Consider the following 22,879-nt stretch of genomic DNA (forward strand, 5'->3'; position numbering starts at 1 on the left):
AGCATCTGCCGCGCCTTCCACACGATCGTGCCCGAGCCGGTGCGCTCGCCCTTGTGCCAGCCGTTGAGCATCGGCCCGACCGACAACGCGATCGCGGGGATGTTGACCGTGGCCGCCGCCATCAGCGCGGCCGGCGTGGTCTTGTCGCAGCCGATCGTCAGCACCACGCCGTCCAGCGGATAGCCGTACAGCACCTCGACCAGCCCGAGATAGGCCAGGTTGCGGTCGAGCCCCGCGGTCGGGCGCTTGCCCGTCTCCTGGATCGGATGGACCGGGAACTCCAGCACGATCCCGCCCGCCTCGCGCACGCCCTCGCGCACCCGCTCCGCCAGCACCAGATGGTGGCGGTTGCACGGCGAGAGGTCGCTGCCGGTCTGCGCGATGCCGATGATCGGCCTGCCCGAGCGCAGCTCGTCGAGGCTGAGACCGAAGTTGAGGTAGCGCTCCAGGTACAGCGCGGTCATGTCGATGTTCGCGGGATTGTCGAACCACGCCCGGCTGCGCAGCGCCGGCGGTGTTGTGCTCTCAGTCATTGCTCGCTCCGGGTCAGCGCGCCGTCGAGACGCGGAAGACCATGATATGATGGTAGGGCTTGCCCGGATCGACACGCGCCGAGCCGAACGCCGGCTGGTTGGGGGTGTCCGGGAATTTCTGCGGCTCCAGCGCGATGCCGTCGCCCATCCGATAGACGTGGCCCGATTTGCCGATCAGCGAGCCGTCGAGGAAGTTGCCCGAGTAGAATTGCACGCCCGGCTCGGTGGTGAGCACCTCGAGCACGCGCCCGGACACCGGGTCCTCCAGCCGCGCGGCGAGCTGCGGGTCCTTGGTGGCGCCCTTGTCGAGCGCGAAATTATGGTCGTAGCCGCGACCGATCACGATCTGCGGGTCGCGCCCGTCGCGCACGCCCTCGCCGACGATGCGACCCTGCGTGAAGTCGAACACCGTGCCCGCCACCGGCTTGAGCTCGCCGGTCGGGATCAGCGTGGCGTCGACCGGGGTGTAGCGCTTCGCCGGGATCGTCAGCTTCTGCGCGTAGATGCCGCCCGGCGACCCCTCGCCCGCCATGTCGAACAGCGCGTGATTGGTGAGGTTGACGATCGTCGGCGCGTCAGTCTTGGCGCTGAGGTCGATCATCAGCGAACCGGCATCGTCGAGGCTGTAGGTCGCGGTCACCTGGAGCGTGCCGGGATAGCCCTGGTCGCCCGCCGGACTGGTCATCACCATGGTGACGCTCGCCTTGGGCCCGGACTTCACCTCGGTGATCTTCCAGATCACCTTGTCGAACCCCTTGGTGCCGCCGTGGAGCGAGTTGGTCTTGTCGTTGAGCGGCAACTGATAGCTCTTGCCGTCGAGCGCGAACTTGCCGCCGCGGATGCGGTTGGCGTAGCGGCCGACGGTCTGGCCCCAGAAATTGGGCTTGGTGACGTAGCTGGCGGCATCGTCGTAACCGAGCGTGATGTCGGCCACCTTGCCGTCGCGCCCCGGCACGTTGAGCGACTGGAGCGTCGCCCCGAGCGTCATCACGCGCGCGCTGACGCCGTTGCTACCGCTGAGCACCACCGCCTCGATCGCGGTGCCGTCGGGCAATTGGCCGAACGCCTCGCGCTTCGCGGTCGCGGCGTCAGCGCCCACTGCCGCCAACAGGCTGCCGGCCGCCATCGTCCACCCGCTCCACGCAGCCCATCTCACCATTGCCGACCTCTCCCGAACGTCCTAGCGCACGCGCCTCAGCACCGCCGTTCTGCGGCGTTTCCGCATTGACCCGGCGACCACCCGGAATATAGTCAGACATATCGAGCACGCGCAACCCAGTTCCGCGCGTCACAAGGAGAGGATGATGGCCGGACCACCGATTTCCAGCGGCGCTGTCGCGACGGGGGGCGGAGGGGCCGTCTCGTATCGCCCCGCGCTCGCGCTGCTGGCCTCGCTGTTCTTCATGTGGGGTTTCATCACCGTCCTCAACGACATCCTGATCCCGCACCTGAAAGCGGTGTTCGACCTCAACTACACCCAGTCGCTGCTGATCCAGTTCGTCTGGTTCATCGCCTACGGCGTCGCCTCCTTCCCCGCCGCCAAGTTGATCGAGCGGATCGGCTACAAGAAGTCGATGGTCGTCGGCCTGCTGATCATGGCGGTGGGTGCGCTCGGCTTCGTACCGGCGTCGCAGCTCGCCTCCTACGGCTTCTTCCTCACTGCTCTGTTCGTGCTCGCCACCGGCATCACGTTGCTTCAGGTCGCCGCCAACCCCTATGTCGCGGTGATCGGCCCGCCTGAGAGCGCCTCCTTCCGGCTCAACCTGGTGCAGGCGTTCAACTCGCTCGGCACCTTCGTGGCGCCCACCTTCGGCGCGATGCTGATCCTGTCGCGCTCCGCCTCGGGCACGAGCGAGGGCGGCACGACGCAGCTGAGCGCAGCGCAGCGGCTCGCCGACGCGCAGTCGGTGCAGATGCCCTATATCCTGATCGCGGGCGTGCTGGTGGTGATCGCGGTGACGATCGCGCTGTTCAAGCTGCCCCAGCTCGGCTCGGCCACCAACCGCATCGCCGCCGACGAGCGCCGCCGCCACTCGCTGTTCCAGCACCGCAACCTGGTGTTCGGCGTGCCCGCGATCGGCCTGTACGTGCTGGCCGAGATCTGCGTCGGCTCGCTGCTGATCAGCTTCATCCAGCAGCCGCAGATCGCCAACCTCAGCGCCACCGATGCCAGCGGCTATCTCACCCTGCTATGGGGCGGGATGATGGTGGGTCGCTTCGTCGGTGCCGCGATCATGCGCTACATCGCGCCGGAGAAGCTGCTGGCGTTCAACGCGCTGGTCGCCTTCGTGCTGGTGATGACCGCGGTGCTGTTCACCGGCCATATCGCGATGTGGGCGCTGGTGCTGGTCGGGCTGTTCCATTCGATCATGTTCCCGACGATCTTCACGCTGGGGATCAAGGGTCTGGGCCCGCTCACCGAGGAAGGCTCGGGGCTGCTGATCATGGCGATCGCGGGCGGCGCGCTGGCGACGGTGCAGGCGTGGATCGCCGACCACCACGGGCTGAGCATCTCGTTCCTCGTTCCCGCGGTGTGCGAGCTGTACGTGCTGTTCTACGCGTTGTGGGGCTCGCGCCCGACCAACGCCTTCCCCGACAGCGCGGCGCAGGAGACCGCCGCCTGAGGGTGGTGGCGGCACGCCGATGAAGTCGCAGGCGGCCGGCGTTCCCTCAGGGGAGCGCCGGCCGTTCGCTTTTGGTCACGCGCGGGCGCTGCGTCAGGATCCGTTCACGCTGCGGGAGGCTGAGCGTGTCCAAGCCTAGTCTCGACGAGGCGCTGTGCGCGGGACGGTGCTTCGAGACGCCGCTTCGGCAGGCTCAGCGGCTCCTCAGCACGAACGGGGTGACATAGCGGACGCACGTTATCGCGCCTCGCTCACCCGCGCGCACGCGCAGGTGGCAGCGGCTGGCCCGGCACCTCGACCGCGAAGCTGAACAGCCCGCCCGCCTCGGGCTGCGCCGCGCGCTGGGCGTCGTCGAGGCCGATGCTCGCGGTCGTGACATAGGCGGTGCGCAGGTCGGGCCCACCCAGCGCGACCTTGGTCACGTTGGACGCCGGGATCCGCACCTCGCGCAGGATCGCGCCCGCAGGCGAGTAGAGCCGCGCGCGCCAGCCGCCCCACAGCCCCACCCAGACGTTGCCCGCCGAGTCGACCGTCACGCCGTCCGGGTGGCCGTCGATCGGATCGATCCGCGCGAAGTCGCGCATCGCGCCCGTGGTGCCGTCGGGCGCGAGCTCGACCGCGTGGATCACCCCGCCGACCGTGTCGACGTGGTACAGCGTCCGCCCGTCCGGCGCGATGCCGGGGCCGTTGGTGATCGCCACCGCCGGGATCGCGGTCGCCACCGCCGCGACGCCGTCCCAGCGGTGCACGCGCCCGGTCGCGCCGCTCTCTCCGTCATCCATCGAGCCGAAATAGATCGCGCCGTCGGGCGCGACCGTGGCGTCGTTGAGGCGGTTGCCGGGCAGCTCGGGCTCGACCTCGGCGAGATGCGTGAAGTCGCCCGTGTCGGGATCGAAGCGCGCCAGCCCGGTCTGCAGCCCCGCGATCAGCGCGCCGTCGTCGGCGGGCAGCACCCAGCCCACCTGCGCCGGCGCGTCCCACTGCGACACCGCGCCGCTCCCGGGATCGTAGCGATGAACCCGGCGCTGCTTGATGTCGGTGAACCACAGCACGCCGCGCGCAGGATCCCACGCCGGCCCCTCGCCCAGCAGCGCGCCGCCGCGCCACAGCGTCGTCACCTCGTCCGCCATCGTCCGCTCTCCTTCTGCTCTGTCGCCGACCGGCGCCGGCACCGGCTTGACCTGATCGCACAGCGGTTTATGTCTTACAAATAGATTAGGAGGGATGCGTGGCGGGCGACTATATCGCCATCGACTGGGGCACGACCAACCGCCGCGCCTGGCGCGTGGCGAGGGACGGGACGTTCGGAGCATGCGTGCGCGACTCGCGCGGCGTGCTCGCGCTCACCGCCGACGACTATCCCGCTGAGCTGGCGGCGCTGCGCGCTCAACTGGGCGAGCTGCCGGTGATCGCCGCCGGCATGGTCGGCTCCAATCGCGGCTGGCGCGAGGTGGCCTATGTCGACGCGCCCGCCGACCTCGCCGCGCTCGCCGCCGGCGCGCTCCGCCTGCCCGACGCGGACGCCCTGCTACTGCCCGGCGTCGCGCTGCGCAGTGGTGCGCGCGCCGACGTGATGCGCGGCGAGGAGGTGCAGGTGCTCGGCGCGCTCGCCGCCGGGCTCGCCCCCGCCGACGCTTTGTTCTGCCAGCCCGGCACGCACAACAAGTGGATCGCCACCACCGCGGGTCAGATCACCGACGTCGCCACCGCGCTGACCGGCGAGCTGTTCGCGCTGCTGCGCGGCCACGGCATCCTCAGCGCGATGCTCGACGGGCCGGTCGCGGACGGCGCCGCCTTCCGCGCCGGCGTGGCGCGCGGTGCGGGCGCGCGCGACCTCACCGTCGCCTTGTTCGAGGTGCGCGCGCGCGTGCTGCTCGACCGGCTCGACGCCGCCGATGCCGCCAGCTTCGCCAGCGGCGTGCTGATCGGCGCCGACGTCGGCGCGCGCAGCGACCTCAAGGGCCGCCCGGTCCAGCTGCTCGCCAGCGGCGACCTCGCCACGCTCTACGCCGCCGCCATCGACGCGTGCGGCGGCACCGCCCTAGCGCTCGACAGCGAGCGCGCCTTCGCCGCCGGCATTCACCGGCTGTGGGAGATGACCCGATGACCGACCCACTCGCGGCGTTCGACGTCGCCTTCCGTCAGGCGCCGCTGGTGGCGATCCTGCGCGGCCTCACTCCGGCGGAGGCGCCCGCGGTGGGCGACGCGCTGGTGGAAGCGGGCTTCACCCTGCTCGAGGTGCCGCTCAACTCGCCCGAGCCGATCGAGAGCATCCGCCTGCTCGCCGAGCGGCTCGCGGGGCGCGCGATGGTCGGCGCCGGCACCGTGCTCACCACCGACGACGTCGCGCGCGTGCGCGACGCGGGCGGCACGCTGATCGTCTCGCCCAACACCAACCCCGAGGTGATCCGCGCCAGTGTCGCCGCCGGTATGGTGTCGCTGCCCGGCTATTTCACCCCGAGCGAGGGCTTCGCCGCGCTCGCCGCGGGCGCCACCGCGCTGAAGCTCTTCCCCGCCGATGGCACCACCCCAGCCTTTCTCAAGGCGCAGCGCGCGGTGCTGCCCAAGGCGACGCGGATGCTCGCGGTCGGCGGCATCACCCCGCAGAACATGGCCGAGTGGCGCGCCGCGGGCGCCGACGGCTTCGGGCTCGGCTCCAACCTCTACCGCCCCGGCAAATCGGCCGATGCGGTGGGCCAGGACGCACGCCAGTATATCACCGCGCTCAAGGACCTCGCATGAGCTTCACCCGCCTGCTTCAGCACCGCGGCGACGACGGTCGTCGCCGCGTCATCCTCGCCGAGGGCGATGCCGCGCACTTTCTCGACGGGGTCGCCACCACGCGTGAGCTGGCGCTGGAGGCGATCGCGCATGGCACCACGCTCGCCGCGGCCGCCGCGGCGCGCCGCACCGACGAGGCGGTCGATCTCGCCGCCGAGCTCGACGCCAAGCGCCTGCTGCCGGCGATCGACCATGAGGACGGCGCGCGGCTGCTGCTCGCTGGCACCGGGCTGACCCATCTCGGCTCGGCCGAAGGGCGCGACAAGATGCACAAGGCGGCGACCGACGCCGCGCATCAGACCGACTCGATGCGGATGTTCCTGGAAGGCGTCGAGGGCGGCAAGCCCGCCGCGGGCTCGGTCGGCCAGCAGCCCGAGTGGTTCTACAAGGGTGACGGCCAGTCGCTGGTGGCGCCCGAGGCGCCGCTCGCCTCGCCCGCCTTCGCGCAGGACGGCGGCGAGGAGCCCGAGCTCGCCGGCATCTACCTGATCGGCGAGGACGGCACGCCCTATCGGCTCGGTGTCGCGCTCGCCAACGAGTTCAGCGACCACGTCACCGAGAAGCACAATTACCTGTGGCTGGCGCATTCCAAGCTGCGCCAGGCCGCGCTCGGCCCCGAGCTGCTGCTCGGCACGCCGCCGGCGGACATTCGGGGCACCAGCCGGATCGTCCGTGACGGCGCGACTTTGTGGGAGAAGCCGTTCCTGACCGGCGAGGACAATATGTCGCACCACCTCGCCAACCTCGAGCACCATCATTTCAAATATGCCGGCTTCCGCCGCGCCGGCGACGTCCACGTTCATTTCTTCGGCACCGCGACCCTGTCGGTGGCCGACGGGGTGAAGACCCGGCCCGGCGACGTGTTCGAGATCAGCGCCGCGCCCTTCGCGCTGCCGCTGCGCAACCCGCTGACCGACGCGCCCGACGCGCCGGTGCAGGTGCGCGCGCTGTGAGCGGCCCGATCCGCCTCGCGCTGGTCGGCATGGGCAAGATCGCGCACGACCAGCACCTGCCCGCGATCGCGGGCAACGACGACATCGAACTGGTCGCAACGGTCAGCCGCCACGGCGAGCCGGTAGGCGACCTGCCCTTCTTCCCCAACGTCGAGGCGCTCGCCGCGAGCGGCATGGCGGTCGACGCGGTCGCGCTCTGCACCCCGCCACAGGTGCGCCGCGCGATCGCGCAGTTCGCGATCGAGCAGGGCTGGCACGTCTTCCTCGAGAAGCCGCCGGGCGCGACGCTGGCAGAGGTCACCGCGCTGCGCGACGCGGCGACGGCGCGCGGCGTCAGCCTGTTCGCCAGCTGGCACTCGCGCTACGCCGACGGGGTCGAGCCGGCGCGCGCCTGGCTCGCCGGCCGCGCGGTGAAGTGGGCGACGATCACCTGGCGCGAGGACGTGCGCGTCTGGCATCCGGGACAGGACTGGATCTGGGAGCCCGGCGGCTTCGGCGTGTTCGATCCCGGCATCAACGCGCTGTCGATCGCGACTCGGATCCTGCCGCGGCCGTTCTTCGTCGAGACCGCCGAGCTGGACGTGCCATCCAACCGCGCCGCGCCGATCGCCGCGCGAGTCGCCTTCCGCGACACCGCGGGCAACGCCATCGCGATGGATCTCGACTTCCGCCAGGAAGGCCCGCAGCACTGGGACATCGAGGTCGAGACCGACGCCGGCACGCTGCTGCTCGCCAAGGGTGGCTCGGTGCTGACGATCGACGGCGCCGAGGCGCTGGCGCACGACGCCGCCCTGCACGGCGAATATCCCGGCCTCTACCGCCGCTTCGCCGAGATCGTCCGCGCCGGCGAGTCCGACGTCGACGTCGCGCCGCTGCGCCTCGTGGCGGACGCGTTCCTTCGCGGGCGGCATATCGCCGTCGAGCCCTTCGTGGAGTGAGGGCGGCGGCGCACGAAATCCAGAGCCACCGGGCCCACCGCTTGGCGCTCCGGGCTCCCGCGTGCACGGGAGCAGGGTTAGGCTTGGATGGATCGTACTCCGGTGACTCCCGGCACGCTTAGCACGTCGGCCCTAGCCGCGCCGCCCCCCGCCCCGCCCTTGCGTCGATGCGCGCCCTCTCCCGTCACCCCACCAGCTGCGCCACGTCGACGGGCACACCGCGCCGCCGCAGTTCGACCGTGACGCGGGCCTCACCGCGCTCGGGTGCATGACCGAGCGCGGCGTCGGCGGCGACCGTCTCGCCACGCCGCACCGACGGCACTGCGATGCCGGTGACCAGCGTCTGCCAGCCCGCGCCATGGTCGATGATCACGATCGTGCCGTAGCTCCGGAAGGCACCGACGTAGCGCACCACACCGCCCGCGGGCGCGATCACCGCGGCGCCACGCGGCACCGCCAGCGTCAGCCCGCGCGAGCGCACGCCGTTGTCCGACAGCTCGCCCAGCCCGGTCACGAGCCGCCCGCGCGCGGGCAGGCGATAGGCCGGATCGAGCGAGCGACGCGCGGTGGCGCCGCCAGGTGGCCCCGGCAGCGCGATGAGGTCGCCCAGCACCGCCTGCGCGACGCCCAGCGCGGCGATGCGGTCGGCGGTGTCGCGTGCGGTTTCCTCCAGCGCAAGCGCGCGCTCGTCGTCGTCGCTCAGCGCGGCGAGCCGCTCGCGCGCCTCGACCAGCCGCGCCCGCTCGGCGGCGAGCGCGCGTTCGGTCGTCGCCGCGCTCATCGCGAGCGTGCGCGTCCGCGCCAGTGCGCCTCGCAGCGCGGCGGTGCGGCGTCGCAGCCGCGGCGTCGCGGCGGCGAGTACCGCCTCGACGTGGACGAGATCGGCGACACTGCCGGGGCGCACCAGCAGCGCGGCGCGCGGCCGTCTTGCCACCGCTGCCACCGCGGCGACGAGCCGGACGATCGGTCCCTGCTCGACAGCGAGCGCAGCGCGCTGCCGCGCCAGCCGCGCCGCGATCGCGTCGGCGCGGGTGCGCTCCGCGGCGATCTCGGCCTCGGCACCGGCGAGCTGCGCGCCCGCGCGCCGCGCCGGCACGTCTGGCAGCGCCGCGGCGGACGGTGCCAGCAGCGCGAGCGCGACCATCGCAGCGGCCCGGGACATGCGCACCGGCTCAGCCCTCGCGATGATAGGGGTGGTTGGCGAGGATGCTGGTGGCGCGGAACAATTGCTCCGCGAGCATCGCGCGCGCGAGCAGGTGCGGCCAGGTGGCGCGTCCGAAGGAGAGCAGCAGATCGGCCTCCGCGCGCTCGGCATCGCTGAAGCCGTCTGCCGCGCCGATCAGGAAACGCGCCTCGCGCACGCCGTCGTCGCGCCAGCGGCCCAGCGTCGCGGAGAAGGCGGCGGAGCCAAGCATCTCGCCCTTTTCGTCGAGCAGCACGCGACGGCCTTGCGCCGGCCGGTCGGGCTCGCGCCCGCCGCGATCGGGCAGCTCGCTCAGCCGCGTCGGCCAGGCGATCCGCTTGAGGTAACGGTCGACCAGCTCGGCCTCGGGCGAGCGCCCGATCCGTCCGCGCGCGACGATGTGGAGCAGCATGGAGCGAGGTTAGCCGCTGCGCGCCGCGGCGTCACCCGATGTGTGTGGCGATGCATCGACTCTCCCCTCACAGGGGAGGACGAAGCGCAGCCTACGCCGCCCCGGCGGCAGGCGGGGCGTCGCCGAACGACCACATCCGCTCGAGGTTGTAGAAGCTGCGGACCTCGGGGCGGAAGAGGTGGACGATCACGTCGCCCGCGTCGATCAGCACCCAGTCGGCGCTGGGCAGCCCCTCGATCCGCGCCGAGCGGCCGGTCTCGCCCTTAATCTTCTCGGCCAGCTTCGACGCCATCGACGCGACCTGGCGGGTCGAGCGCCCGCTGGCGATCACCATATGGTCCGCGATCGACGACTTGCCCGCGAGCGGGATCGAGATCGTGTCCACCGCCTGGTCGTCGTCGAGCGATTGCAGGACGAGCTGGTGCAGCGCCGCGGCCTGGTCGGCGTCGGCGGTGCGATGAACGGGGTCAGTGGCGGACAAGGTGGCTCCTCAAGATGCCGCGGACGCTGCGGCTGGCGTGTCAGTTGTGGATATGGGATCGGCGAAACGAACGTGCCAGGCAGGGTCAGCGGCGCGAAGCTGCGTCGCGGACGTCGGGTCAGGGCGGAAACGTAGCAGCACCAGGGCTGGCACACTCCACTCGGTCCACTTCCTCGCCTGGCGTGCGGGCCGCCGAAAGCGCCGCAGCCAACCCATCGCGGGGGCCGCGAGGGCACGCGCATCATAACCCGGACGCGCCACGACCGCAATCGGCATCGTCCGCGCGATCGTGCGCCAGCGCTGCCACTCGTGGAACTGCGCGAGATTGTCCGATCCCATGATCCACACGAAGCGCGTGCGCGGATAGCGCCGCGACAGCTTGGCCAACGTGTCGGCGGTGTAGCGCGTGCGCAGCCGCGCCTCGATGTCGGTGGCGCGGATCGGGGCGCGCCGCGCCATCGCGCGGGCCGAGGCGAGCCGCGCCGGCAGCGGCGCCATGCCGCGGCGCGGCTTGAGCGGGTTACCCGGCGACACCAGCCACCACATCTCGTCCAGGTCGAGCGCGCGAATCGCCGCCAGCGTGAGGTGGCGGTGGCCGCGGTGCGCCGGGTTGAACGAGCCGCCGAGCAGGCCAATGCGGCGGCTCACGTCAGCCCCGCCTGGTCGCCGCGCGCCGATGCGGGGCGAAGGCCCGCGTCATCCTCGCGCCAGTCCTCGCGCTCATGGTACACGCGCAGCACCTCGCAGCGCTGCGCGGTCAGCCGATAGTGGATCAGATAGGGCGTCCCGAGCACGCGCAGCACGCGCGTGTCGCGGCGGTGGCGCCGGCCGCCATAGGGAAAGTCGCGCAGGAAATCGGCGCGACGCCGGATCGCGGTCACCATCGCCAGCGCGGTGGCGGGCGAGACATGCTCGTCGAGCCAGGCGTCGATCGCGACCAGGTCGTCGAGCGCGACGCGCGCCCACACCACGGGCACCGTACTCGGGGCGAGCGCGCTGGCGCGGCGACGGGCAGGCGATCCGCTCCACCAGTCCCTCACGCGGCCGACGTCGTCGCGCGCGGCGTGGCCGCGACGGGCGCTAGCCGCATCGCGCGCGATGCCGCGCGATCATCGCCTCCAGCGCGCGCATCACCTCGTCGTGGTCGACCGTCTCGCCGCGCTCAACCTGATCGATCCCGCGCTGGACGAGACCGTCGGCCGCCGCCTCGCGCGCCACCGCGTCGCGGATCGCCGAGGCAGCGAAGGCCGCGCTGGTGATGCCGCGCGCCGCCGCGATCGAGTCGACCAGGGCCACGGTCACGTCGTCGAGCTCGGCGGTGATCGCGCGCGGGTTCACCCGCGCACCTGGCCGGTGCCGCGCCCCAGCCACTTGTAGGTCGTCAGCCCCTCGAGCGCGACCGGGCCGCGCGCGTGCAGTCGCCCGGTGGCGATGCCGATCTCGGCGCCGAGTCCGAATTCCCCGCCGTCGGCGAACTGGGTCGAGGCGTTCCACAGCACGATCGCGGAATCGACCGCGGCGAGGAAGCGTTCCGCCACGTGCTCGTCCGCGGCGACGATCGCGTCGGTATGGTGGGAGCCGTGCCGAGCGATATGCGCGAGCGCACCGTCGAGCCCGTCGACCAGCGCCACCGCGGCGATGGCGTCGAGATATTCGGCGTCCCAGTCGCTCGGCTCGGCGGGCGTGACCGCCGGCAGGAGCGCACGAGCCGCCGCGTCGCCACGCAGCGCGCAGCCCGCGTCCGCCAGCGCGGCGAGCAGCGCGGCGGCGTGCGGCCAGGCGCGATCGATCAGCAGCGTCTCCATCGCGCCGCACACGCCGGTGCGGCGTAGCTTCGCGTCGATCACCACCGCCCGCGCCATGCCGGGCTCGGCCGAGCCGTGGACGAAGACGTGGTTGACGCCGTCGAGATGCGCCAGCACCGGCACGCGCGCCTCGGCCTGGACGCGCGCGACCAGGCTCTTGCCGCCGCGCGGGATGATCAGATCGATCGCGCCCTCGGCCGCGAGCATCGCACCGACCGCGGCGCGGTCGGTGGTGGGCACCAGCTGGACCGCGTCGGCGGGCAGACCGCCCGCGACCAGACCCTCGACCAGCGCGGCGTGGAGCGCGCGGTTGCTCGCCACCGCCTCGGAACCGCCGCGCAGGATCACCGCATTGCCCGAGCGGACGCACAGCGCCGCGGCGTCCGCGGTGACGTTGGGGCGGCTCTCATAGACGATGCCGATCACGCCGATCGGCACGCGGACGCGGCTGAGCGCGAGACCGTTGGGGCGCGTGGTGCGGTCGATCACCTGCCCCACCGGGTCGGCGAGCGCGGCCACGGCGGCGACCCCCGTCGCTGTTGCCTCGAGCCGCGCGGGGTCGAGGCGGAGCCGGTCGATCAGCGCGGGCGAGACGGCGTTGGCGCGCGCGCGCGCGACGTCCTCAGCATTGGCGGCGAGGATCACCGCCGCATGGTCGCGCAGCGCGGTCGCGGCGGCGTGCAGCCCCCGGGCCTTGGTATCATCCTCGGCCGCGGCGAGCGCGTGCGCGGCGCCGCGGGCACGCGCCGTCATCGTGTTGATCAGGACGGGAATGGACTGCGGATCGAGCATCGCGCGCGGGCGTAGCACGAGGGCGCCGCCGCGCCCAGCCGGTGCGTCACGCTACAAGGCGGCCGCGGTCAGCGGCACCTCGGAGACGCAGGCGCCGTCGCGCGCCGCGGTGACGGCGGGCGGCTTGACGCGACCCATCGTCCAGTTCGCCTGCAAGCGGACGCGCGGGTTGGGTGCACACCGGATCTCACCAGTCTCGTTGGGAGCGGTGACCCAGATGAAGTGATGTTCCTGACCGTAGTCGATCACCGCGAAGGCGTAGCCCGCGCCGCGATCGAGCACATGGACCGGGAGCGGCGGATCGAGTTGCTGGAAGGACATGGGAAGGAACGCTCCGTTGCCGCAACTTAACCCATGCAAGCTTTTGCAGGTTCTGCGCTCTGGCGGCGGGCCGGCCCGATCTTATATCCGGCGGCATGACCGACATCCCGCTCCACCGCCGCCGCTTCCTCTCGCTCGCCTCGCTCGGCACCGCCGGCGTCGCGCTGGTGGGATGCGGGCGCCAGGCCGAGGCCGCGCCCGAGCGCTTCGCGGTGAGCAAGACCGACGCGCAGTGGCGCCAGCAGCTCGGCCCGGCGGCGTTCGAGGTGCTGCGCCACGAGGGCACCGAGCGGCCGTTCACCAGCCCGCTCAACGACGAACACCGCGCCGGCACGTTCGCGTGCAAGGGCTGCACCGCGCCCTTGTTCTCGTCCAAGACGAAGTTCGACAGCGGCACCGGCTGGCCCAGCTTCTACGCGCCGCTGCGTGACGCGGTGGCGACGCGGACCGATCGCAGCCTCGGCATGGCGCGCGTCGAGGTGCATTGCCGGCGCTGCGGCGGCCATCTCGGCCACGTCTTCGACGACGGCCCGCCGCCCACGGGCAAGCGCTATTGCATGAACGGCGTGGCGATGACCTTCCGGGCGGCGTGAGCCGACCGCACGATCCGCTCAGTCCCCGTCGATCGGCAGCGCGCCCGCGACCGGCGCCGCGGCGGTGGTGGCGATCGTCATCGGCGCGAGCGGCGCCTCGACCTCCGGCGCCGGCGCCTTGTCCGGATAGATGAAGCCGGCGAGCGGGTAGCTGCTCGTCCCGAGGTCGCCGTTGCCGGCGTACCAGACGCGCACCGCGCTCCAGTCGCCCGCCGGCGAGACGTCGATCGCGCGGACGTCGCGCTCGATCCCGCCGCGGCGCGACCAATTGGCGTGGGTGAGCAGCACCTCGCGGTCGCTGACGACCCGGCTCACCATCGCGACGTGGCCGATCGGCATGCCGCGGGTCGCCTTGAAGGCCATGACCGCGCCTTCCACCGGCACGTGGCCGCGCTCGTAGCGGCCGGCGGCCTGGCCCCACCAGGTGTTGGCGTTGCCGCGGATCTCGATGCCCGAGACCTCGCGCGCGAAGGGGACGCACTGCAGGTAGCGTGCCTGTGCCGGCGCCACCGTCATCAGCGCGCACGATACCACCAGCGCGAATCGCGCCGTCAGAGCCTTGGAATTCACGGGTGACCCCCCGGTCTCTCGAAACTGATGAGTCTCTGCTAGGCGGTGAATCCTGACCGAACAAACGCTGCCGGAACCTTTCCGGACGAGTCGAGTTGCCGCGGCGGTGAGCCGAACACCAGCGTCGGGAAAAGGTCAGCGAAGCTGTCCCGCAGTGTGAATCGACGGTTAAAATCACCCTCTTGTCACCGCCGAATCGCCGCATTCGCGCGTCGCCCGATCGACGCGGGCGCAGTGGGGTCGCATCCTCCCGTCACATTCCTCGCGGCAGTATGTGGCGCAATAAGGCTCACGCCGGCATTTTAGAAGAACGGGTCTGGTAGGCTGCTTGTGATCCGCCGATCGCCTGCCTAGGATCGACGCACCCGCAATAGTCGATTGCCTTGCCATGGCCCTGGATCCCGAGACCTTCGCCGCGCTGATCGAGACCGTCCGCCGCTATGTCGCCGAGCGGCTTCGCCCGCTCGAGGCGCAGGTCGAGGCCGAGGACGCGGTGCCCGACGCGGTCGTCGCCGAGATGCGCGACATGGGCCTGTTCGGCCTGTCGATCGCCGAGGATTACGGCGGTCTCGGCCTCACCATGGCGGAGGAGGCGCGCGTCGCCATCGAGATGGGGCGCACCACGCCGGCGTTCCGCTCCACCTTCGGGACCAACGTCGGGATCGGCAGCCAGGGGCTGGTGCTCGCCGGCACGCCCGAGCAGAAGGCCGAGTGGTTGCCGCGCATCGCCGCGGGCGAGATCGTCACCAGCTTCGCGCTGACCGAGCCCGGCGTCGGCAGCGATTCCGGCGCGGTGGCGACGCGCGCGGTGCGCGACGGCGACGTCTACCGGCTCTCGGGCACCAAGCGCTACATCACCAACGCCGATCGCGCCGACCTCTTCACCGTGATGGCGCGCACCAGCGACGCGCCGGGCGGCCGCGGCGTCTCGGCCTTCCTGGTCCCGCGCACGCTCGCGGGCGTGTCGGTCGGCGAGCCCGAGAAGAAGATGGGGCAGAAGGGCGCCAAGGTCGCCGATCTCCACCTCGACGACGTCGCGGTTCCCGTCGTCAATCGGCTCGGCGCAGAGGGAGAGGGATTCAAGATCGCGATGCGCGTGCTCGATCGCGGGCGGCTCCATATCGCCGCGGTGTGCGTCGGCGTCGCCGAGCGGCTGATCGCCGACTGCGTCGCTTATGCCAGCGAGCGGCGCCAGTTCGGCAAGGCGATCGCCGAGCACCAGTTGATCCAGGCGATGATCGCCGACAGCAAGACCGAGGCGCTCGCCGCGCGCGCGCTGGTGCTCGAGACCGCCGCGGCGAAGGACGCCGGCGCCGAGGTGGTACTGGAGAGCGCGGCGGCCAAATATTACGCCAGCGAGATGGTAGGCCGCGTCGCCGACCGCGCGGTGCAGATCTACGGCGGCGCCGGCTACATCGCCGATTACGGGATCGAGCGGCTGTACCGCGACGTGCGGCTGTTCCGCATCTACGAGGGGACCAGCCAGATCCAGCAGCTGATCATCGCGCGCGAGACGCTGAAGCGCGGCGGGTGAAGCGGGGTTTCTGCGGAGGACGCCAGCGACGGGAGGATGACGGGCGAGAGGGTGAGGGGAGCGTCCGACCCCGCTCTTCGTCATCCCCGCCTCCGCGGGGATGACGATGAGGCGAGACCGCGCGGCGGACGATCGTGGCCTGGGGCCGGAAGACCGAAGGGGAGCGCTCCCCGACACATGACACAGGAGAGGCACATGAACACCGACCATCTGTTCCGGCTCGACGGCCGCGTCGCGCTCGTCACGGGGGGCAGCCGCGGCATCGGGCGGATGATCGCGGCGGGCTTCGTCGCGCAGGGGGCGACCGTCTATGTCTCGAGCCGCAAGGCCGAGGCCTGCGAGGAGACCGCCGCGGCGCTGGGCGCGCACTGCCACGCGCTGCCGATGGACGTGTCGACGGTGAACGGCTGCCGCGCGCTCGCCGCGGCGCTGGGTGAGCGCGAGCGGCGCCTCGACATCCTCGTCAACAACGCGGGCGCGGCCTGGGGCGTGCCCTTCACCGACTTTCCCGAGAGTGGCTGGGACAAGGTGATGGATCTCAACGTCAAGTCGCCCTTCTTCCTGACCCAGGCGCTGCACGCGCTGCTCCGCGCCGGCGCGGCGGCGCACCCGCCGGCCAAGGTGATCAACATCACCTCGGTCGACGGACTGCGGCTCAATCCGTGGGAGACGTACAGCTACCAGGCGTCGAAGGCGGCGCTGATCCACCTCACCCGCCGCCTCGCGGCGCGGCTGGTCGAGGACGGCATCCACGTCAGCTCGATCGCGCCGGGCGCTTTCGCCAGCGAGATGAACCGCGCCGCGCGCGACCACGCCGACGCGGTGGCGAAGCGTATTCCGGCGCGACGCATCGGCGAGGCGGAAGACGTGGCAGGCACCGCGATCTTCCTCGCCTCGCGCGCGGGCGACTATGTGGTGGGGGAGACGATCGCGGTCGACGGCGGGCTGGTCAACGCCTCGCTGGGGGGCGGCATCGACGCGTGATGTCGAAAGGACACGCCCACCTTGGTGCTAAATAGACGCTGAACCCGCCGACTAAGCCACTCGACGATCGACGCCGGGGACGACGCTTTGAGACGAGGCTTCGGCGAGCTCAGCCTCTCCTCAGCGCGAACGGATCTTGCTTGGCACGCTCCTGGCTACGTCACCGCTCGTGCTGAGGAGCCGCTGAGCCTGTCGAAGCGGTGTCTCGAGGCACTGGCTGGAACGCGCCCGCTACCCCGCCCGTTTCCGCGATGAAGGAGACGGTGCATGGACAAGGACGACACCAAGCCAACCGAACTGACCGAACGGCCCAATCTCTCCACCGAGCACCAGCGCGAGGGCGACGCACGTCGCCCCAGCGACACGCTCGACAAGGGCCAGCCGCAAGGCGAGACGATCCCGCGCAAGTCGTCGCTGCTGGGCGACGACTGATCGACATCGGGTCCGACGAGGATCGATCACCATGGCAAGCCGCGAAGGAACGTCCTTCCGCTGCGTGGCAGCTGAGCGGAGGGTAGAGGCGAGTCGCGGGCGCGAGCTCCTGCCGGCCTTCCCAGCGGTCTGATCCCTGCACGCGTGCTCCGTCGAAGGCCGGAGCGCAGGGACATCATCACCATTGGCAGCCGTTCCGGGCGCCTGGATGCGCGGGCGCTCGGACAGGCGAACGGCGGAGGCGCTGGCCATCACAGACGTCGCCGATGTTGTGAGTGGGAGGCTTCTGTTGCCCGGTGCCTCCCGTACCGCTGGAATCCCCTTCTGTTGCCCGGTGGGGTCCGACCGCGCTTTTTTGGTGTAACGTCAGGCCGTTAGGCCGTCAGTTACGCCGCAATCGCGAGTGCTTCGTTGTCGTTGGCACTTGTGTAATGGGCCGTTGCGGTGGTCCCATTCCGAGCGAAAACAGCGCTTTTCAACACACGTCGATCCTGGTTCGGCCCCGTCAGCGCGGCTGCGTGCAGCCGCGATGGTGGAGCCGCCGGGTACTGCCCCCGGGTCCGCTGCGCCTATTGTACGCCGCAGTTTATCGCCATAGCCGGGTAGAACCCGACGCGAGTCATATAGGCGGACGCGGATCGCGGGAAAAGCCCCGGATGGCCATTTGCCCGCCACAATATCCCTGTATATACTGCGATATGCTCACCCAGCGGTCCCGTTACGCCCTTCGCTCCATGCTGTTCCTGGCGGGCGCGCCGGCCGGATCGCCGCCGATCCCGATGACCCGGATCGCCGCCGAGGCCAACGTCCCGCGCAAGTTCCTCGAGCTGATCCTCGCCGACCTGCGTGACGCCGGCCTGCTCCACAGCCACCGCGGCAAGATGGGCGGGTACGTGCTGTCGCGGCCGGCGCATCTGATCTCGCTGGGCGAGGTGATCCGCGTGATCGAGGGGCCGCTCGCGCTGGTGCCCTGCGTCAGCCGCACCGCCTATCGCTCGTGCAAGGACTGCAAGAGCGAGGCCGAGTGCGCGATCCGCCACGCGATGATGCGCGTCCGCGACGAGACCGCGCGCATCCTCGACGGCACCAGCCTGGCCGACGCCACCGCGAATCAGCTCGCTGCCGCCTGAGGCGGTTCGCGCGCACGCGTCGAGCGCAGCATTGGTGTTGGCGTCGACCGACAGAGGTTCCGCCTCGGCCTTCATTCATCCGTGTGTTCATACCGTCCGTCCGTCATCCCCGCGCGGGCGGGGATCCAGCTACGCCGACGTCTCTCCTCTTGCGCGGCGTCAGCGCGCATGGATTCCCGCCTCCGCGGGAATGACGGAGAGGCGGGAAGCTTCGGCGTGACCATCAGGGGGGCGTCGCTCGCCCTCCCTCCCCACTAGACCCACTGCCACGCCCCGCTTACCCATTCCGGCATGACTGACGCGCCGCTGCCCAGCACCGAGACCGACGCCGCCGCCGAGCTCGAGCGGCTCGCGCGCGAGATCGCGCACCACAACCGGCGCTACCATACCGACGACGCGCCCGAGATCAGCGACGCCGCCTATGACGCGCTGGTCCGCCGCAACGCCGCGATCGAGGCGGCCTTCCCCGCGCTGATCCGCGCCGACTCGCCCAGCCGCCAGGTCGGCGCCGCGCCCGCCGCACATCTGGCCAAGGTCGCGCACGCGCGGCCGATGATGAGCCTCGACAACGCCTTCGCCGACGAGGACGTGGAGGAGTTCGTCCGCCGCGTCCGCCGGTTCCTGCGGCTGGCCGACGATGAGCCGGTCGCGCTCACCGCCGAGCCCAAGATCGACGGCCTGTCCTGCTCGCTGCGCTACGAGGAGCGCCGCCTCGTCCAGGCGCTCACCCGCGGCGACGGCACCACCGGCGAGGACGTCACCGCCAACGTGCTGACGATCGACGACATCCCGCGCGCGCTCCCCGACGACGCGCCCGCCATCTTCGAGGTGCGCGGCGAGGTCTATATGGAGAAGGCCGCGTTCGCCGCGCTCAACCAGCGGCTCGCCGACGAAGCCGAGGCGACCGGTAAGGAGGCGCGGCGCTTCGCCAACCCGCGCAACGCCGCCGCGGGCTCGCTGCGCCAGAAGGACGCCGCGGTGACCCAGGCGCGCCCGCTGCGCTTCCTCGCACACGGCTGGGGGGAGGCCAGCGCGGTGCCCGGCGACACGCAGGAGGCGATCGTCGCCGCGCTGCGCGCCTGGGGCTTCCCGATCGCCGACGCCTTCGCACGCTGCGACGACGCCGCCGCGGCGCTGGCGGTCTATCGCGCGATCGAGCACCAGCGCGCCGATCTGCCGTTCGACATCGACGGCGTGGTCTACAAGGTCGACCGGCTCGACTATCAGCAGCGGCTGGGCAGCGTCGGGCGCGCGCCGCGCTGGGCGATCGCGCACAAATTCCCCGCCGAGCGCGCCGAGACCATCCTCGAGGCGATCGACATCCAGGTCGGACGTACCGGCAAGCTCACCCCCGTTGCGCGGCTCACCCCCGTGACGGTCGGCGGGGTGGTCGTGACCAATGCCACGCTGCACAACCGCGACGAGATCGCGCGGCTCGACGCGCGCGTCGGCGACCGCGTGCTGCTCCAGCGCGCCGGCGACGTGATCCCGCAGATCGTCGAGGTGCTGCCGCGCGACGCCGAGCGCGCGCCCTATGTCTTTCCCGACCATTGCCCGCGCTGCGGCAGCGAGGCGGTGGCCGAGGAGGGCGAGGTCGACGTGCGCTGCACCGGTGGGCTGATCTGCCCGGCGCAGCGGCTCGAACGGCTCAAGCATTTCGTCAGCCGCGGCGCGCTCGACATCGACGGCTTGGGCGAGAAGACGCTGGTGGAGGTTGTCGACCTCGGTTGGATCGCCGAGCCGGCCGACATCTTCCGCCTCGCCGCGCATCGCGAGGAGCTGGTCGGGCGCGAGGGCTGGCAGGCCAAGTCGGTCGACGCGCTCCTCGCCGCGATCGAGGCCCGGCGCCAGCCCGACGCGGCGCGGCTGCTGTTCGGGCTCGGCATCCGCCATGTCGGGATCGTCACCGCGCGCGACCTGCTCAAACATTATGTCACCCTGCCCGCGGTCGCGGCGCTGGCGGACGAGCTGATCGCGCTGCGCGAGCGCACGACGGCCGCGCTCGGCGAAGAGGAGGGCCGGCTCCGGACCCGGCTCGACAAGGCGATCGCCGAGCTGATCGGCGTGGAGAATATTGGTGCCGCGGTCGGCCACGCGCTCGCCGACTTCTTCCACGAGCCGCACAACCGCGCGGTGTGGGACGACCTGCTCGCTGAGGTGGCGCCGCCCGACTTCCGCGTCGAGACCGTCGCGTCGGAGGTGTCGGGCAAGACGGTCGTCTTCACCGGCACGCTCGAGACGCTCAGCCGCGACGAGGCCAAGGCGCAGGCCGAGTCGCTCGGCGCGCACGTCTCGGGTGCGGTGTCGAAGAAGACCGATCTGCTGGTGGCCGGACCGGGCGCGGGGTCGAAGGCGAAGAAGGCGGCCGAGCTCGGTATCCGCGTCGTCGACGAGGCGGGGTGGATCGCGATCGTCGCCGCCTCGGGGTGAGCGATCAGGGGCGCGGGGGCGGGGGCGGGGCACCGCTGCCGTGCTCCTGCGGACGCCGGAGCCCAGCGCCGCGGACGATATCGCTCGACGCCCGGGGCCCCCGCGTGCGCGGGAACTCATCGAAGGTGGCGAGCGGCTGCGTCACTGGTCCGATGGACAACGTCGCTCGCGCGATCGCCTCCTCCCCGTCCTGCCGTCATCCCGGACTTGGCCCTGGATCCACCGGGGTCGCACAATCAGTTGGCCCGTGGATACGCGGACGAGTGGATCCCCGGACCAAGTCCGGGATGACGGATCGTGGGGAAGGGAAGCCTCCGCCAACTCAAAAGAAAGGGCGACCCGCAGGCCGCCCTTCCCTCATCTCATCGGATCGTTCGACGCCTCACGCCCCGGCGGGCGACGCGCTGCCGAACGGGCCCGACGGACGCTTGGTCTTCGGGATCGACGTCCCCGCCGCCGGCACCGCGGGCGCCTTAGGCCCCTGGTCGGCGCGGCCGATGTCGTCGCCCGCGATCAGGCGCTTGATCTCCTCGCCCGTCAGCGTCTCATACTCCAGCAGCGCGCCGGCGAGCGAGTGGAGCTGGTCGAGATGGTCGGTCAGCACCTGCTTGGCGCGATGCAGACCGCCCTCGACGATCGCCTTGATCTCGTCGTCGATCAGCTGCGCGGTGGAGTTGGACATCCGCACCGGCTGGCTCGACGAGTAACCCAGGAAGCTCTCGCCTTCGGGCTGGGCGTACTCGACCGGCCCGACCTTGTCGGACATGCCCCATTTTGTGACCATGTCGCGCGCCAGCCCGGTGGCATATTGGATATCGCCGCTCGCGCCGCTCGACACCTTGTCATAGCCGAAGATCACTTCCTCGGCGACGCGTCCGCCCATCGCCACCGCCAGGTTCGCGTACATCTTGTCGCGGTGGTAGCTGTAGCTGTCGCGCTCGGGCAGGCGCATCACCATGCCCAAGGCGCGACCGCGCGGGATGATCGTCGCCTTGTGGATCGGGTCCGACGCCGGCTCGTGCAGCGCGACGATCGCGTGGCCCGCCTCATGATAAGCGGTCATGCGCTTCTCGTCCTCGGTCATCACCATCGAGCGACGCTCGGCGCCCATCATGACCTTGTCCTTGGCCTCCTCGAACTCGGCCATCGCGACCAGGCGCTTGCCCTTGCGCGCCGCCATCAGCGCGGCCTCGTTGACGAGGTTGGCGAGGTCGGCGCCCGAGAAGCCCGGCGTGCCGCGCGCGATCACCCGCGCGTCGACGTCGGGCGCCAGCGGTACCTTCTTCATATGGACCTCGAGGATCTTCACGCGACCGTCGATGTCCGGGCGCGGCACCACCACCTGGCGGTCGAAGCGGCCCGGGCGCAGCAGCGCGGGGTCGAGCACGTCGGGTCGGTTGGTGGCCGCGACGATGATGATCCCCTCGTTGGCCTCGAAGCCGTCCATCTCGACCAGCAGCTGGTTGAGCGTCTGCTCGCGCTCGTCGTTGCCGTTGCCAAGACCCGCGCCGCGGTGGCGACCCACCGCGTCGATCTCGTCGATGAAGACGATGCAGGGCGCCGACTTCTTGGCCTGTTCGAACATGTCACGGACGCGGCTGGCGCCGACGCCGACGAACATCTCGACGAAGTCCGAGCCGGAGATGGTGAAGAAGGGCACGCCCGCCTCGCCCGCGATCGCGCGCGCCAGCAAAGTCTTGCCGGTACCAGGCGAGCCGACCAGCAGCGCGCCCTTCGGGATCTTGCCGCCGAGGCGAGCGAACTTCGTCGGATCCTTGAGGAAGTCAACGATCTCGGTGAGCTCGGCGCGCGCCTCGTCGATGCCGGCGACATCGTCGAAGGTGACCTTGCCTTCCTTCTGCGTCAGCATGCGCGCGCGGCTCTTGCCGAAGCCCATCGCGCCGCCCGCGCCGCCGCCCTTCTGCATCTGGCGCAGCACGAAGAAGGCGATGCCGAGGAACAGCAGGAACGGCAGCGACTGGTAGAGCAGCACCATCCAGATCGACGGGCCCTCCTCCGGCTTGCCCGCCACCTCGACGCCTGCCTTGCGTAGCCGCTCGATCAGCCCGGAGTCCTGCACCGGATAGGTGCGGAACTTGTCACCGTTCGAGAAGCTGCCGGTGATGATGTCGCGGCTGACGTTGACGTCCTTCACCGTGCCCTCGTCGACCTTGTCGAGGAAGGTGGAGTAAGCCACGGTATTGCCCTGCGCCGTCGTCGTGCGACCGTCGAACAGCGTCACCACCACCGCCAGTGAGAGCAGCACGCCGACCCAGATCAGCAGGCTCTTCATCCAGGGATTAGGGTTGCCGCCGCCGCCATTGTCGCCGCCGCCGTTCCCGCGCTGCCTGTCGTTGTCGTTCATCGGGTACCTTTCCAACGA

At 71.2% G+C, this 22,879-nt stretch carries 24 protein-coding genes and 1 other RNA gene; 11 read left to right on the top strand and 14 right to left on the bottom strand.

What is annotated here, in order from left to right; all coding sequences use genetic code 11:
* Together FHY02_RS17810 and FHY02_RS17815 are read right to left on the bottom strand one after the other, a co-directional pair.
* A partial coding sequence (locus FHY02_RS17810) for a dihydroxy-acid dehydratase (RefSeq protein ID WP_183924750.1) occupies nucleotides 1-533 on the bottom strand: 533 nt, incomplete at its 3' end.
* 13 nt (nucleotides 534-546) lie between these two features.
* Nucleotides 547-1,659, bottom strand: coding sequence for an aldose epimerase family protein (locus FHY02_RS17815; RefSeq protein WP_260172980.1), 1,113 nt, complete (start codon nucleotides 1,657-1,659; stop codon nucleotides 547-549).
* Between the two features lie 178 nt (nucleotides 1,660-1,837).
* Between FHY02_RS17815 and FHY02_RS17820 the strand changes: the two genes are divergently transcribed.
* Complete coding sequence (locus FHY02_RS17820) at nucleotides 1,838-3,157, top strand: sugar MFS transporter (protein ID WP_183924754.1); 1,320 nt, start codon at nucleotides 1,838-1,840, stop codon at nucleotides 3,155-3,157.
* A 251-nt stretch (nucleotides 3,158-3,408) separates the two neighbouring features.
* Here FHY02_RS17820 and FHY02_RS17825 read toward each other — a convergent pair whose 3' ends face one another.
* A complete protein-coding gene (locus tag FHY02_RS17825) occupies nucleotides 3,409-4,287 on the bottom strand; it encodes an SMP-30/gluconolactonase/LRE family protein (RefSeq protein ID WP_183924756.1) in 879 nt (292 codons plus the stop codon).
* A 98-nt stretch (nucleotides 4,288-4,385) separates the two neighbouring features.
* Between FHY02_RS17825 and FHY02_RS17830 the strand changes: the two genes are divergently transcribed.
* From FHY02_RS17830 to FHY02_RS17845, 4 genes are read left to right on the top strand one after another with little or no spacing between them, the layout of a single operon-like run.
* A complete protein-coding gene (locus FHY02_RS17830; RefSeq protein WP_183924758.1) occupies nucleotides 4,386-5,264 on the top strand; it encodes a 2-dehydro-3-deoxygalactonokinase in 879 nt (292 codons plus the stop codon).
* Nucleotides 5,261-5,899, top strand: coding sequence for a 2-dehydro-3-deoxy-6-phosphogalactonate aldolase (locus tag FHY02_RS17835; protein WP_183924760.1), 639 nt, complete (start codon nucleotides 5,261-5,263; stop codon nucleotides 5,897-5,899). The genes FHY02_RS17830 and FHY02_RS17835 overlap by 4 nt, the downstream gene beginning before the upstream one ends.
* The gene (araD1, locus tag FHY02_RS17840; RefSeq protein ID WP_183924762.1) at nucleotides 5,896-6,891 is read left to right on the top strand and encodes an AraD1 family protein; all 996 of its coding nucleotides are present in this window, start codon (nucleotides 5,896-5,898) and stop codon (nucleotides 6,889-6,891) included. The genes FHY02_RS17835 and araD1 overlap by 4 nt, the downstream gene beginning before the upstream one ends.
* Nucleotides 6,888-7,829, top strand: a complete 942-nt coding sequence (locus tag FHY02_RS17845) for a Gfo/Idh/MocA family protein (protein ID WP_183924764.1) — start codon at nucleotides 6,888-6,890, stop codon at nucleotides 7,827-7,829. Before araD1 ends, FHY02_RS17845 begins: the two co-directional genes overlap by 4 nt.
* Nucleotides 7,830-8,013: 184 nt before the next feature.
* On the opposite strand, the gene FHY02_RS17850 is transcribed toward FHY02_RS17845, so the two are convergent.
* The 8 genes from FHY02_RS17850 to FHY02_RS17885 form a co-directional block, all read right to left on the bottom strand.
* Nucleotides 8,014-8,991 carry a murein hydrolase activator EnvC gene (locus FHY02_RS17850; protein WP_183924766.1) on the bottom strand — a complete coding sequence of 326 codons (978 nt, stop codon included), beginning with the start codon at nucleotides 8,989-8,991 and terminating at the stop codon, nucleotides 8,014-8,016.
* Between the two features lie 10 nt (nucleotides 8,992-9,001).
* A complete protein-coding gene (locus FHY02_RS17855; RefSeq protein WP_183924768.1) occupies nucleotides 9,002-9,424 on the bottom strand; it encodes a 23S rRNA (pseudouridine(1915)-N(3))-methyltransferase RlmH in 423 nt (140 codons plus the stop codon).
* 91 nt (nucleotides 9,425-9,515) lie between these two features.
* Nucleotides 9,516-9,905: a ribosome silencing factor gene (gene rsfS / locus FHY02_RS17860; RefSeq protein ID WP_183924770.1), complete on the bottom strand. Its 390-nt coding sequence runs from the start codon at nucleotides 9,903-9,905 to the stop codon at nucleotides 9,516-9,518.
* 9 nt (nucleotides 9,906-9,914) lie between these two features.
* On the bottom strand, nucleotides 9,915-10,553 hold the full coding sequence (locus FHY02_RS17865; protein WP_183924772.1) for a nicotinate-nucleotide adenylyltransferase: 639 nt from the start codon (nucleotides 10,551-10,553) through the stop codon (nucleotides 9,915-9,917).
* Nucleotides 10,550-10,945: a type II toxin-antitoxin system RelE/ParE family toxin gene (locus FHY02_RS17870; RefSeq protein WP_183924774.1), complete on the bottom strand. Its 396-nt coding sequence runs from the start codon at nucleotides 10,943-10,945 to the stop codon at nucleotides 10,550-10,552. The genes FHY02_RS17865 and FHY02_RS17870 overlap by 4 nt, the downstream gene beginning before the upstream one ends.
* A gap of 40 nt (nucleotides 10,946-10,985) precedes the next feature.
* Nucleotides 10,986-11,243 (bottom strand): CopG family ribbon-helix-helix protein, encoded by a 258-nt coding sequence (locus FHY02_RS17875; RefSeq protein ID WP_183924776.1) that lies wholly within the window; start codon nucleotides 11,241-11,243, stop codon nucleotides 10,986-10,988.
* Nucleotides 11,240-12,502: a glutamate-5-semialdehyde dehydrogenase gene (locus tag FHY02_RS17880; protein WP_183924778.1), complete on the bottom strand. Its 1,263-nt coding sequence runs from the start codon at nucleotides 12,500-12,502 to the stop codon at nucleotides 11,240-11,242. Before FHY02_RS17880 ends, FHY02_RS17875 begins: the two co-directional genes overlap by 4 nt.
* A 51-nt stretch (nucleotides 12,503-12,553) precedes the next feature.
* A complete protein-coding gene (locus FHY02_RS17885) occupies nucleotides 12,554-12,823 on the bottom strand; it encodes a hypothetical protein (RefSeq protein ID WP_183924780.1) in 270 nt (89 codons plus the stop codon).
* Between the two features lie 95 nt (nucleotides 12,824-12,918).
* Between FHY02_RS17885 and msrB the strand changes: the two genes are divergently transcribed.
* The gene (gene msrB / locus FHY02_RS17890; protein WP_183924782.1) at nucleotides 12,919-13,416 is read left to right on the top strand and encodes a peptide-methionine (R)-S-oxide reductase MsrB; all 498 of its coding nucleotides are present in this window, start codon (nucleotides 12,919-12,921) and stop codon (nucleotides 13,414-13,416) included.
* An 18-nt stretch (nucleotides 13,417-13,434) separates the two neighbouring features.
* On the opposite strand, the gene FHY02_RS17895 is transcribed toward msrB, so the two are convergent.
* Entirely contained in the window at nucleotides 13,435-13,986 is a 552-nt protein-coding gene (locus FHY02_RS17895) for a CHAP domain-containing protein (RefSeq protein ID WP_311721602.1), read from the bottom strand.
* A gap of 388 nt (nucleotides 13,987-14,374) precedes the next feature.
* On the opposite strand from FHY02_RS17895, the gene FHY02_RS17900 reads away from it, so the two are divergent.
* The 3 genes from FHY02_RS17900 (at nucleotide 14,375) to FHY02_RS17910 (ending at nucleotide 16,936) form a co-directional block, all read left to right on the top strand.
* Entirely contained in the window at nucleotides 14,375-15,520 is a 1,146-nt protein-coding gene (locus tag FHY02_RS17900) for an acyl-CoA dehydrogenase family protein (RefSeq protein ID WP_183924784.1), read from the top strand.
* 195 nt (nucleotides 15,521-15,715) lie between these two features.
* Complete coding sequence (locus FHY02_RS17905) at nucleotides 15,716-16,504, top strand: SDR family oxidoreductase (protein WP_183924786.1); 789 nt, start codon at nucleotides 15,716-15,718, stop codon at nucleotides 16,502-16,504.
* A 267-nt stretch (nucleotides 16,505-16,771) separates the two neighbouring features.
* Entirely contained in the window at nucleotides 16,772-16,936 is a 165-nt protein-coding gene (locus FHY02_RS17910; RefSeq protein ID WP_183924788.1) for a hypothetical protein, read from the top strand.
* 312 nt (nucleotides 16,937-17,248) lie between these two features.
* Here the strand turns inward: FHY02_RS17910 and ssrA are convergent.
* Nucleotides 17,249-17,589, bottom strand: a transfer-messenger RNA (tmRNA) gene (gene ssrA, locus FHY02_RS17915).
* A 45-nt stretch (nucleotides 17,590-17,634) separates the two neighbouring features.
* Here ssrA and FHY02_RS17920 point away from each other — a divergent pair.
* Complete coding sequence (locus tag FHY02_RS17920; protein ID WP_132908900.1) at nucleotides 17,635-18,066, top strand: Rrf2 family transcriptional regulator; 432 nt, start codon at nucleotides 17,635-17,637, stop codon at nucleotides 18,064-18,066.
* 291 nt (nucleotides 18,067-18,357) lie between these two features.
* A complete protein-coding gene (gene ligA, locus FHY02_RS17925; RefSeq protein WP_183924790.1) occupies nucleotides 18,358-20,496 on the top strand; it encodes an NAD-dependent DNA ligase LigA in 2,139 nt (712 codons plus the stop codon).
* Nucleotides 20,497-20,878: 382 nt separating this feature from the next.
* Here ligA and ftsH read toward each other — a convergent pair whose 3' ends face one another.
* Nucleotides 20,879-22,861, bottom strand: coding sequence for an ATP-dependent zinc metalloprotease FtsH (gene ftsH, locus FHY02_RS17930; protein WP_308462256.1), 1,983 nt, complete (start codon nucleotides 22,859-22,861; stop codon nucleotides 20,879-20,881).
* Nucleotides 22,862-22,879 lie beyond the last annotated feature (18 nt).

The sequence above is a fragment of the Sphingomonas sp. BK069 genome (assembly GCF_014193405.1).
In the GTDB taxonomy this organism is placed as follows: Bacteria; Pseudomonadota; Alphaproteobacteria; order Sphingomonadales; family Sphingomonadaceae; genus Sphingomonas.